General features: G+C 38.2%; 14 protein-coding genes. 6 read left to right on the top strand and 8 right to left on the bottom strand.

All coding sequences use genetic code 11. From position 1 onward, the window contains the following. Complete coding sequence (gene yidA / locus BZZ03_RS02985; RefSeq protein ID WP_019292784.1) at nt 1–813, top strand: sugar-phosphatase; 813 nt, start codon at nt 1–3, stop codon at nt 811–813. Next, nucleotides 806–1,174 (top strand): hypothetical protein, encoded by a 369-nt coding sequence (locus BZZ03_RS02980; protein WP_086582461.1) that lies wholly within the window; start codon nt 806–808, stop codon nt 1,172–1,174. The genes yidA and BZZ03_RS02980 overlap by 8 nt, the downstream gene beginning before the upstream one ends. A 19-nt stretch (nt 1,175–1,193) precedes the next feature. Here BZZ03_RS02980 and trhO read toward each other — a convergent pair whose 3' ends face one another. The 3 genes from trhO to BZZ03_RS02965 form a co-directional block, all read right to left on the bottom strand. Continuing rightward, a complete protein-coding gene (gene trhO / locus BZZ03_RS02975) occupies nt 1,194–2,207 on the bottom strand; it encodes an oxygen-dependent tRNA uridine(34) hydroxylase TrhO (RefSeq protein ID WP_019291868.1) in 1,014 nt (337 codons plus the stop codon). Between the two features lie 87 nt (nt 2,208–2,294). Further along, a complete protein-coding gene (locus tag BZZ03_RS02970) occupies nt 2,295–2,753 on the bottom strand; it encodes a hypothetical protein (protein ID WP_061413224.1) in 459 nt (152 codons plus the stop codon). 101 nt (nt 2,754–2,854) lie between these two features. After that, complete coding sequence (locus tag BZZ03_RS02965; RefSeq protein ID WP_086582459.1) at nt 2,855–3,457, bottom strand: DUF6287 domain-containing protein; 603 nt, start codon at nt 3,455–3,457, stop codon at nt 2,855–2,857. Nucleotides 3,458–3,648: 191 nt separating this feature from the next. Between BZZ03_RS02965 and BZZ03_RS02960 the strand changes: the two genes are divergently transcribed. From BZZ03_RS02960 to ntdP, 3 genes are all read left to right on the top strand, one after another. Continuing rightward, on the top strand, nt 3,649–4,293 hold the full coding sequence (locus BZZ03_RS02960; RefSeq protein WP_086582457.1) for a CatA-like O-acetyltransferase: 645 nt from the start codon (nt 3,649–3,651) through the stop codon (nt 4,291–4,293). Nucleotides 4,294–4,366: 73 nt separating this feature from the next. Further along, on the top strand, nt 4,367–5,245 hold the full coding sequence (locus BZZ03_RS02955) for a metallophosphoesterase family protein (RefSeq protein ID WP_233128946.1): 879 nt from the start codon (nt 4,367–4,369) through the stop codon (nt 5,243–5,245). A 72-nt stretch (nt 5,246–5,317) separates the two neighbouring features. Further along, a complete protein-coding gene (gene ntdP, locus BZZ03_RS02950) occupies nt 5,318–5,848 on the top strand; it encodes a nucleoside tri-diphosphate phosphatase (protein WP_004258003.1) in 531 nt (176 codons plus the stop codon). A gap of 21 nt (nt 5,849–5,869) precedes the next feature. On the opposite strand, the gene BZZ03_RS02945 is transcribed toward ntdP, so the two are convergent. Together BZZ03_RS02945 and BZZ03_RS02940 are read right to left on the bottom strand one after the other, a co-directional pair. Continuing rightward, nucleotides 5,870–7,510 carry an ABC transporter permease gene (locus tag BZZ03_RS02945; protein WP_086582454.1) on the bottom strand — a complete coding sequence of 547 codons (1,641 nt, stop codon included), beginning with the start codon at nt 7,508–7,510 and terminating at the stop codon, nt 5,870–5,872. A 12-nt stretch (nt 7,511–7,522) separates the two neighbouring features. Then, the gene (locus BZZ03_RS02940; RefSeq protein ID WP_086582452.1) at nt 7,523–8,401 is read right to left on the bottom strand and encodes an ABC transporter ATP-binding protein; all 879 of its coding nucleotides are present in this window, start codon (nt 8,399–8,401) and stop codon (nt 7,523–7,525) included. 133 nt (nt 8,402–8,534) lie between these two features. On the opposite strand from BZZ03_RS02940, the gene BZZ03_RS02935 reads away from it, so the two are divergent. After that, nucleotides 8,535–9,101, top strand: coding sequence for a TetR/AcrR family transcriptional regulator (locus BZZ03_RS02935; protein WP_019291875.1), 567 nt, complete (start codon nt 8,535–8,537; stop codon nt 9,099–9,101). Here BZZ03_RS02935 and whiA read toward each other — a convergent pair. From whiA to rapZ, 3 genes are read right to left on the bottom strand one after another with little or no spacing between them, the layout of a single operon-like run. Then, nucleotides 9,098–10,018, bottom strand: coding sequence for a DNA-binding protein WhiA (gene whiA, locus BZZ03_RS02930; RefSeq protein WP_019293178.1), 921 nt, complete (start codon nt 10,016–10,018; stop codon nt 9,098–9,100). The two genes, BZZ03_RS02935 and whiA, sit on opposite strands and share 4 nt — an antisense overlap. Next, the gene (locus BZZ03_RS02925; RefSeq protein ID WP_061413229.1) at nt 10,015–11,001 is read right to left on the bottom strand and encodes a gluconeogenesis factor YvcK family protein; all 987 of its coding nucleotides are present in this window, start codon (nt 10,999–11,001) and stop codon (nt 10,015–10,017) included. Before BZZ03_RS02925 ends, whiA begins: the two co-directional genes overlap by 4 nt. After that, complete coding sequence (rapZ, locus tag BZZ03_RS02920) at nt 10,998–11,888, bottom strand: RNase adapter RapZ (protein WP_019291878.1); 891 nt, start codon at nt 11,886–11,888, stop codon at nt 10,998–11,000. Before rapZ ends, BZZ03_RS02925 begins: the two co-directional genes overlap by 4 nt. Nucleotides 11,889–11,898: the final 10 nt, after the last annotated feature.

The following is an 11,898-nucleotide window of genomic DNA, read 5'->3' as shown; positions in this document are numbered from 1 at the left end:
ATGATTAAACTTATCGCTATTGACATCGATGGTACACTATTGGACCCGGAACGTAAAATCACGCCAGAAGTTAAGCAGGCAATTGCTGAAGCTAAAGCTGCTGGAGTTAAGGTTGTTATTACAACAGGTCGTCCACTTATGGGTGTTCATGATATTCTGGAAGAACTTGAATTGACGGATTATAGTGATTATGTCATCACTTATAACGGTGCTTTAGTGCAACGTGCGACTGGCGAAGAGTTCATTATGGAAACCTTAGAAGCTGAAGATGTTCTTGATATTGATGCTGCAGCTCGTAAAATCGGTGTACATATGCATGCCATTACTAAAAAAGGAATCTACACAAGTAATCGTGACATCGGTAAATATACTATTCACGAAGCTTCCTTGGTTAATATGCCCCTCTATTTCCGTCAGCCTGAGGAAATTGCAGCACTTGAAGTTGCAAAAGTAATGATGATTGATGAACCTGAAGTTTTAGACAATGCTATCGCCTACTTGCCTTTTGAATTTTTCGAGCGTTATAATATGGTTAAATCAACTCCATTTTATCTTGAATTTATGAACAAAAAAGCCAGCAAAGGAAATGCTGTATTGCACTTAGCTAAAAAACTCTTCCTAGATGTGGACGAATTAATGGCAATTGGTGATCAAGAAAATGACCGTTCTATGTTGGAAGCTGTTGGCAACCCAGTTGTCATGGGCAATGGTAAAGAAGAGCTGAAAAAAATTGCCAAATATGTCACAAAATCTAATGCTGAATCTGGTGTCGCGCATGCTATTAACGAATGGGTTTTGAAAGATTATGAATAAGCTTGCTGAAGAAACCTTTGGTCAGAGTGTTCACTTTTGGTATGACGGACTTCCGCTTTATAAAGATGGGGCCTATGCAAAAGAACTCGAATTTTCTGACCAACTTAAAACTGTTTTTTTACTGGTAAACGATGATTTCCATAACAAAGAAGCGCTTGAATATTTCTGGTATATCTATGGTAATGAACAGACACAGGATGCTCTGCATGAAAAGGTACGACCAAATATTATGATTCGTTATCAGTCAGGGGAATTTTTCGTGCGCATGAATATTGCCGATGCGGATTTTGCTTTATCTTTGGAGCGCGTGCTTGCTTTTGAAACAGAACTCAAGGAACAATTAAAAAAAGCAATCTTTTAAAAGATTGCTTTTTTTATTTTTAGCTTCTTCCTTTTGTGAAGAATGTTGGATCCGCTGCACGCTCTGCGATTAAAGCATTGATTTCTTCATCAGATAAGCTGAGTTCCTCCACACAGCTTTGTGAACAACAACCTTCAAAGCGCTCTGCACAATTTTCACACTGGATAAATAAACGATGACAAGCTTTATTTTTACAGTTTGTATGCATATCACAAGCTTCACCACATTGTGGACATGTTGAGAGAACATCGTCTGTTATACGTTCTCCCATACGTTCATCAAATACGAAGTTTTTACCGATAAATTCAATCGGTAAGTCTTGTTCTTTAGCTTTACGCGCGTATTCAATAATTCCGCCTTCCACATGGTAAACATTTTCAAAACCTTCATGCTTCATAAAGGCACTGGCTTTTTCACAACGAATTCCGCCTGTACAGTACATGACAATATTTTTATCTTTATCGTCTTTAAGCATATCTGCAGCCATTGGTAACTGCTCACGGAAAGTTGCAGATGGCACCTCTAAGGCATCCTTGAAATGTCCCACTTCGTACTCATAGTGGTTACGCATATCAACAAAGATTGTGTCTTCTTTACCGAGCATTTCGTTCACTTCTTCAGCTTTTAAGTACTGCCCAACATCTGAAGGATCAAACGTTGGATCATCAATACCATCTGCAACAATTTTGTTGCGGACTTTCATGCGTAAGACCCAGAAAGATTTTCCATCATCTTTAATCGCATAGTTCAGACGAAGTCCATCCAGTTCTGGCGCTGTTTGGTAAAGAGTCGTTTTGAACTTTTCTAAATTAGGAGTAGGCACACTGATTTGTGCATTTATTCCTTCTTTCGCAATATAAACACGACCAAAAACTTTTAAATCCTCAAATTTCATGTAAAGATTATCACGAAATTCTTGTGGGTCAGCAATATTAAAATATTTATAAAAAGAAATAGTTGTACGAGGCTCTGTTTCAGCCTCTAAACGTTCTTTTAATTCTTTATTTGAAATTTTATTGTGTAAGATAGTCATATTTCTATGGTAGCATAGCTTTATATTTTTCTTAAGAAATGCGCTTGTGTTTTTTTGCACAAGAGTTGATATAAAAAAGAAACACAATCAAGATTGTGCTTCTTTTTCCTCTTCTTCGGCAAGTTGCTCAAGCTTTTTCATACGACTCATCAGCTGTCTTTCCCCCAAGAGAATGACCAACAATAATAAGCCCCAACCTGCTAAGATTCCCGCTGTACGCATCAAGCCATCGCCACGATAAGTCAAAAAGATACGTTCTGGATGTTCATTATCCACGTAAATTTTGATTTTTGTATCAACAGTGCCCAAGTTTCTAAAGTAAGTATCCAAGGGACGTACTTGGTGACTGACACCTTCAAATGTGTAGTTCACCTCTTTTAATGCTTCATCCCCGCGGACAATCACACCTTGTGTTTCAGTTTTTGTGACGTTTTTATTAGCCATATGAACCCCAGTAAAAAAGAGAGAGCCTGAGATTAATGCTAAGCCAACAACGAGTAAGAGAATTCTTGAAATCCCTTGCAGTATTTTTACCGTATTCTTCATCTATAACCTATATAAATTCTAAACTTTATTTTGATCTCCCCCCTATTATATCAAAATTATCGTTCGGACTCTAGTTAGCTATAATTTATAAGCTTACAAATTTATTTTCTGTAGAAATATTCTTCAGCAGGACTGTTTGACCCACTTTGCACTAAAAGCAGACGTGGCTTAGATGTATCTGATTGATCACCATATGGATTTTTTTCTCCAACCTTTAATGTTTCGATTGCTGCCCCAGCACGTGCCACACCAGTTGCCATTCGAATATTGAGTACTTTTTGCCCTGAACTTACAGTATCCACAGTAATTGTCTGTGCCTCTCCATTAAGAGTTGCACTATGGTCTGGGTTAATTATTAAAATATTGCCATTTCCAGCACCCCATGTGCCGGACAGTGTTGTGAAATCATTGTTTAAAATTGCCGCTTCATCCAAATCAACTTCTTGTACCTCTGTACTTGAGTCCGGAGTAACTTCAGTAGAGGTTTCTGGCTCTGAACTTGGTAGCACTTCTTCTGGGCTACTTGTTTCACTTTCTATACTTTTTGTACTTTCAGTAGACACTGAACTTTCGGTCGTTGATGTCTGACTTGTCACCTCTATTTTTTCTTCTGAAGACTTTGTTTTTGAAGCTTTTTCGGACGAACAAGCAACCAATGTCAATGACATAAGTGCAACACCAGATAATATTATTAATTTTTTCATACTTTTTTACTCCTTGTTTCTGTTTTAATACAAAGCCCCAAGAAAAGAAAGCGCGAACAAGTCACTTCCACACAAAATAAAAAAATACTTTTAATTTAGCTGACAGCTGGATAAGCCCTTCAAAATTATAGAAATCTATGATACGCTCTAAGGAAGTACTCGCTTGTAATAGTGATTTTTGAGGAGAAACAATGAATTTTAAATATCTTGACATGGCTTCCTATAATCGGCTTTCACATTTTGAATATTTTAAAAGTCTCGCTCAACCTTATGTTGGAGTGACCGTGAACGTAAATATTACACAACTTCTTGCAACGATAAAAGAGAATAAGTTACCATTTTTCTTGACCATCTGTTACTGTGTGTCACAAGCAGCAAACGGTGTTTCAGAATTTAAGCAACGTATCGTTGAAGATAAAATTATAGAATTTGATAACTGTCAGACTTCACACACAGTTTCCTTAGATGATGGAACCTATACTTACTGCAATCTTGATTATACACCTGATTTTGCTGCATTTTTGATCTATGCCGTGGAAGAGCAAGAAAAAGCTAAAACCATACGCTCAATAGATGAGGAAGCAGAGGATACTTTAAATAAATTATTTATCTCCACGCTCCCATGGTTCTCTTTCACTTCTATGATTAATCCGACACCAGTTCCTGCGGACAGCAATCCAAGAATCACCTGGGGAAAGTATTTTGAACAAAACAATGAACTGTTGCTTCCCCTTTCGGTTCTTGCTAACCACGCCCTTGTGGATGGAGCACACATCGCAGCATTTTATACCTTATTGGATCAAGAAATTGAAAAATTAGTCCAAAATTATCAATAAATAAAAAACTCCTGTAGTCTTTTTTCAGTTACCACAATTAGAACTTGACTTGCGGTTCTGTTATAATTTAACTATGAAAAAATTAGCACTGCTTTCAGATTTGCATCTGGATGTTAATCAATTTACAGATACTGAAATTCAAGTTTTAATTGATACGCTACAAGAGCAATCTGTGACAGACTTGCACTTTGCAGGCGACATGTCCAACGACTATAAAAAAATTACGGCACCTTTTTTTAATCAATTATCAAAGTGTTTCGATATCAGCCATAATCTTGGCAATCACGATATGGTACATTTATCCGAAAAAGAAATTAATGCACAGGATTTTTCACTTAAGTATTTCGGTGATACACTTTTGATTAGTTTTCATGGCTGGTATGATTATTCTTTTACTCAAGATTACTCGAAGGAAAAACTTTTAGCCTTTAAGAATAGTTTTTACTTTGATCGTAAAATTCATCGTGATTATAGCGATGCTCTCACAACACAGCATACTCTTAACAGCCTTAAAAGTATCTTGGAAAATCTAGATTTTTCTGGCCGTATCATCATTGCCATGCATTTTGTTCCACACAAAGCTTTTTCCATTAATACAGCTTATAAAAAATTTGAGCGCTTCAATGCTTATCTTGGTTCCCAAGCTTTCCATGAGCTGTTTATTCAGTTTCCGCAAATTACGGACGTGGTCTTTGGACACGCACATCATCGTATTTCTGCTAAATCTATTGATGGAATCATATATCATTCCCGCCCCTTGGGTTACACTTACGAGTGGCAAATGGTTAGCGATTTTCTGCAAGATTATCCTGAATATCAAATCGAAGAACACTATCATTTGCGTAAAAGATATCAGGCGATTAGATCACTTGATAGCTGGCAAAATTATCGTGAACAGAATCTGTCAAAGGAGTTTCTTAGTAGCTTAAGTTTTTTTGAACTGCCAACCTAAGTTCAGAAACTTTTTGAATATTATGCTATAATAATAAGCGAGAACTTTGAATTTTGGAAAGTTGGTGAAGCCTTGAATCTTCCGAAAGAAGGCGACCTTGTCACGATTCAAAGCTATAAACATGATGGCAGTTTACATCGTACCTGGCGAGATACGATGATACTGAAAACAAATGAAAATTCAATTATTGGTGTAAATGACCACACACTTGTAACCGAGTCAGACGACCGTCGTTGGGTCACACGTGAACCTGCAATCGTTTATTTCCACAAAAAGTTTTGGTTTAACATCATTGCTATGATTCGTGAGGAAGGCGTCAGCTACTACTGCAACCTTGCGAGCCCCTTTGTTTTAGACAATGAGGCGCTGAAATACATCGACTACGATCTCGATGTAAAAGTATTTAAAGATGGCGAGAAAAAACTCTTGGATGTTGAAGAATATGAACGTCACAGAAGACAAATGAACTACTCTCCTGAAATTGACCATATTTTGAAAGAAAATGTAAAAATTCTTGTTGATTGGATAAATAATGAACGCGGACCTTTCTCCAAAGAGTATGTTGACATTTGGTACAATCGCTATCATCAATTAAAAAAATAGTCCATCTGGACTATTTTTTATTTAATCACCAATCAAGTCACGTTGGCGATAAGCAACCATTCCAAGTAGAGCAAAAGATACTGCTAAAGCAAATATGAGTACAAAATTACCCCAGTTCATCGTTTCGACCGGAAGCCTTGAAATATGGTGGAAAATATTAAAATTATTTAACCAAGCCGGGAGATTCAATATGTTGCCAATATAACTCATGAAGAACGCAAAGCCAAGATAAACCCAAATCAAAGCACTCAAACGTGGAACCAAGGCTATGAGCAAGCCTAAAATACCCAGAATAAAGAAAACTCCAACTGTCCAAGACATCCCCGCAGCAGCTACTTTAGCAAAGCTAAATGCATTGGCGTTATTAGCTTGAGCCAGATAGATACCAAGTACAACTGCAAATTGAGCAAGAGCCCCCAATATCCAAGAGATAATCATATAGGTTGCGTAAACTTTATAACGGCTAATCGGCATAGCATAAAGCTGTTCTTGCCGATTTTTTCGTTCTTCTGTTACCAGCCGCATGAGGGAAGTGACCGCAAAACAAGCAACCATTACCGCACAAATCATAAAGATTGTCGACATAAAACTTTCAATCATCGCTTTACTTGCTGCCTTGCTGGCTTCATTTGCCAGATGAGGGTCAATATTAAAGAGTTTGGATATAGTTGGACTGGATTCAACAAAGCCACCGATTTGGTCAATCATAGATCCATAAGTAATACCTAGAACAAAAAGTCCCAAAATCCATCCGATGCTGGCTGTACGTTGTTGCCTTAGCGTAAGCCCTGTAAAACTAAGCAAGCTTTTCGAAGCATGGTCCTTACCGTTTATCTCTGGAATATAACCTGCATTGACATCTCGTCTAATCTCAAGGAAGTAAGCGAGAACGAGAAGGACAAGGCTTAATCCCAATGCTAACAAGATGGGAAGCCAATGATTCTTAACATAAGGGTCGGTCAGATATGACCAACTCAAAGGATTCCAATAGCCCCAATTTACATTTTGTGTATCTGTTCCCATACGAATAAGATAGAGCAAGCCAAGGAAGCCAAAAGTGGCACCTTTAGCACTACCTGAATCGGAAAAGATTTGCGCAAAAACAAGTGCGAATAAGCCCCACATTAAACTTTGAGCACCTATAGCAGAGGCAAACAAGAGATTTTCGCTAAAAGAAGTCATGCCCGGAATATTTTGCAACTGAATTGAAATCGCCAAGACCACAGTAATCAAGATTTGTAAAACAAAGAGTTCAATAACGACAGCTGTCGTATTGGCTAGCTTTCCAACTTGAAAAGAACGGAAAACTTCAGCAATTCCATCCTCTTCTTCTTTACGCGTTCGATTGACAACGTAGATAACAGAAACAACAGCAAATGTTATTGCTGTAATTAAAGGCATGGTCGTGCCATAAGCTACAGCGGCGGTAAAATCCTTTCCTTGAGTGACCGTCATAGGGCCGAATAATGCCGTCATAGCTGGTCCTTGAAAAACATTAAACATAGTTTCTCTTTGACTGTCAGTCTGCATGATAAGCTCAAATTTACCCACTCCTGATGCTGCAAAAGCCAACACACCGACTATCCAAAAGACCAGCTTTAACCAATCTCTCTTGAGCAAGGCCTTCAGCATACTGAAGGTTTTATTTAAAGGTTTATCCATAATATCCACCTCCTACTCATAATGATGCATGAAGAGCTCTTCTAAAGTTGGCGGTGTAGACTCTAACTTCTTCACCCCATACTTAAGTAAGGTTTTTAAGATAACATCTGTTTTATCCGAATCCACTTGAAAAACAGCCTTGTTACCATTGAGATGTAAATCATGTACGCCCTCTAATCCACGCAACGCTTCTGGCGCTTGATGAGTTTCGACTTTAAAAGTATCACGTGTCAAATGACGTAAATCATCAAGTGAGCCTGTCTCAACGATTTCTCCTTTTCGAATTACAGCAACACGATCTGCTAGACGTTCGACTTCAGATAAGATATGGCTGGACAAAATAATGGCTTTCCCTGCTTTTTTGAGGCGCTGGACTTCAGCTTGGAAAACCGATTCCATCAAGGGATCCAAACCACTGGTTGGCTCGTCAAATATATAAAGTTCAGCATCCGTGGCTAAGGCAGCAATTAAGGCAATCTTCTGACGGTTTCCTTTGGAATAGCTACGCGCCTTTTTCTTGGGATCAAGTTCAAACTTCTTGATAAGTTCATCACGTTTTTTTAAATCTGCATGACCATGTAGCTTCAAGAAAAGGTCAATAATCTCGCCCCCAGAAAGATTGGGCCAAAGATATACATCGCCAGGCACATAAGCAATTTTCTTATGAATCCCAATGGCATCTGTCCACACATCTTTACCAAATATTGTGGCTGAACCTCCACTCTTTTTAATAATCCCCAGCAAAACACGAATCGTTGTTGATTTTCCTGAACCATTGGGACCAATATAGCCCAAAACTTCTCCGGCATTTACATCTAATGTAACATTCTTCAAAGCTTGAAATTTACCAAAATTTTTCTGCAAGTTTTTTATTTCAACAATCTTTTGCATTGCTTTTCCTCCTCACTCCATAAATAATATGTACTATTTTTACTTTTATAGTTCATATTGTACTATTTTAGTTGAAAGAGTACAAACGAAAAGATATAATACATATAAAGTATTCTTTTGTGGAGGCGAGAAAATGAATCAAACAGAAAAAAAGAAAAAAGCCATTCTTGAAGTGACTTCTAACCTACTACGAGAACGCTTAATTTCAGATATTTCTATGGATGAAATTGCTCAACTGGCACAGGTCTCTAAGGTCACAATTTTTAAATATTACAAGAATAAAAATAACTTGATGAATATCGTTATACGAAATGCACTTAATTTTATGATTGAGGAAATTCAACACTTGGTAAACACGAAGGAAAATTTTCGTGAGACTTTTCGCCAGGTTTCGCGTTTTAAAATAAAACAGATCCATATGATGACGGATATTTTTTTGCAAAACATGATGAATCAATACGCTACTGATCCTAACTTCTTTGATACAGATATGCGACATATTCAACATCTTGTTTATCAAAAACTCTTTCAAAAAGGGCGTGCAGAAGGACAAATTTCTCCTGATTACACGGATGAGGATCTGATTCTTTTTATCGATATTATGAGTGAAGGAATGAAAACAATCCCTTTGGAAAGGGCACTGAAGCGCCCTGAGATTCTTACTGAAATGTTTTTAAATGCACTAAAAAAAGCGGATTAATTTCCGCTTTTTTTTATTTCTTCAGCTAAGGCTGTCAATTTCCGTAACCGGTGATTCACACCTGATTTACCCAACGGCGGATCCAAAAGTTGCCCTAATTCTTTGATGGTCGCTTCAGGGTGAGCAATCCGAGCATGAGCAACCTCTGTAAGTGCAGGCGGCAAATTTTCCAGCTCTTTCTTCTCTGCCAAATATTTAACTGCCGATATTACATCTTGTGCTGCCGACACTGATTTGTTTATATTTGCCGACTCAAAGTTGGATTGACGGTTTGCCAAGCCACGCATTTCACGCATTATTTTTGCATCTTCAAATTTTAAACGTGCCTTCATCGCTCCAATTAAGGTCAAAAAGTCCATGATTTCCTCTGCTTTAGATAAATAAAGGATATAGCGATTCTTCCGCGCAATGACACGCGCATCAAATCCGAAATTATTAAAAATATCTTTTAAGTCTTCAGCATGTTCCTGATACACACTAGAAATAGACAACTGATAATCGCCTTTTTCTGGATTATGCATCGAACCACTTGATAAAAAAGCCCCCCGCATATAATCTTCTTGTGCTTGTTGGTCATACTTCACTGACTCAGGAATACCCGAATCCAAAAACATCAGCGAATCCGACAGTTGCAGTTCATTGAGCAACTCATTAACTTTATCTTCAATAAAAACGGTGTACACTCTATTTTTGGAAAGTGTTGTTTTCTGATGCACCCGAATTTCAGCACGTATTTGATAAATTTCAAGGAGCATCTGATAGATATACTTTGCGGTAGCTGCATTTTCAGTAGACAAAGACAAGGTCAAACCTCCAGAAATACCCAGAGATCCATTCATGCGTATTAAAGCGAGTAAAGTTCCTCGACTTGCTTTTTGACTCGTGAGCTCTTTTTTTATTTCACTCGTAAAACTCATTCTTTTTTTCTCTCACAACGTGCACTGATACCCATGATTTCTGAAGCAATGGCATCACCATTATGGAAGGCTCCTCCATTAACCAACTGTAAGAAATCATTTGAAATAATGTTAACTTCTTCTTCTTTGAGTGCTTTAAAGTCATGAACAACTTGGACCAAATACTCATCGAATTCATTTGAATTCATATACTCTTCTGGCACTTCCGCACTATTTACAAGTACGGTATCAATCACACGAGTGCCTAAATGTTCATGGATAACACGCACATGATCTGCATCACTAAAGTGCTCAGTTTCCCCGCGTTGTGTCATGATATTGCAGACATAAATGATACGAGCTTTTGTTTTAAGCAAGGCTTCACCAATTTCTGGGATGACGATATTTGGTAAGATTGAAGTAAAGAGGGAGCCAGGTCCTAAAACGATCGTATCTGCTTCCATTATAGATTGCACCACCTTTTTAGAGGCGCGTGGGCTCTGACCTGTATTTGTCTCCGTCAAATAAACATGATGAATCAAGCCATCATAATCAGCAATTTTACTTTCACCTTCAACTTCGTGCCCATCATTAAAAACAGCATGCAAGGTCAGTGCCACATCACTGGAAGGATAGACATTGCCACGCACGTGGAAAAATCGTGCTAAAGTTTGTACTGCTTGATAAGTTGAACCTTGCATCTCACCAATCGCAGCGATAATCAAGTTACCTAAAGGATGGCCAGCAAGTTCTCCATCGCTTGCATCAAAACGATATTGCAGAATATCTGCATAAAATTTGGGCATGTCGCTCATGGCAATAAGAACATTACGCAAGTCTCCTGGCGGAGCAATATTAATTGCTGAACGCAGGCGACCTGAAGATCCCCCATCATCTGCTACTGTTACAATTGCGGAAAGATCAATATTTTCTTGTCGCAAAGACTTCAAAATGACGGGAATTCCAGTCCCGCCTCCTATAACTACTACTTTTGATTTGCTCATGATCGATTAACCGTTTCTTTCCGTCTATCCTTATCTCTGTGGCTAGTATTTAAATGCCAGTCTTCTTTAAGAAGTGCTTTGGATACGCGTTCAGCAAATGCGACAGAGCGGTGTTGCCCACCAGTACAGCCAAAAGCAATTGTCAATACAGATTTTCCTTCTTTTTGGTAAGCAGGAATAATCGGCAAGAGCATGTTCATTAAATTTTTATAAAATGCTTCAGAAGCTTCTTGATTCATGACATAGTTGAAGACTTCTTTATCTTGCCCTGTTTTATCACGAAGCTCTGGAATGTAGTGTGGATTTGGTAGAAAACGTACATCAAAGACTAAGTCTGCATCCATCGGCAAACCGTACTTAAAGCCAAAGGAAACAACTTCGATACGAAATGGAGCTTCTTTTGTTTCTGAAAAGCGCTCAAGAATACGAGCCCGCAAATTACGTGGTGTGAGCTCACTTGTATCGATTACAACTTCAGCCAAGGACTTCAAATCCGAGAGAATTTCGCGCTCTTGCGTAATCCCATCCAATACACGTCCATCAATAGCGAGCGGATGTGAGCGACGTGTTTCTTTATATCGTGCAACCAATTCAACATCACTTGCATCAAGGAATAAAAGTTTAAAATTCACTTCTGGTAGATTTGAGAGTTCTGCAACGATACCACGTAAACGGTCAAAGAAGATACGTGAGCGCATGTCAACAACCATTGCAACTTTGTTTATTTTACTGTCGGGTGTATTGAGAAGCTCAACAAATTTTTCAATTAAGTTAGGTGGCATATTGTCAACGGCAAAGTAGCCCATATCTTCAAAAGATTGAATGGCTACAGTTTTACCTGCACCTGACATCCCGGTAATAATGACAATATTCAGTTTGTTATCCATGTTTTTCTCC

The sequence above is a fragment of the Lactococcus petauri genome (genome assembly GCF_002154895.1).
Taxonomy (GTDB): domain Bacteria; phylum Bacillota; class Bacilli; order Lactobacillales; family Streptococcaceae; genus Lactococcus; species Lactococcus petauri.
This window is presented reverse-complemented; position numbering and strand designations above follow the sequence as displayed.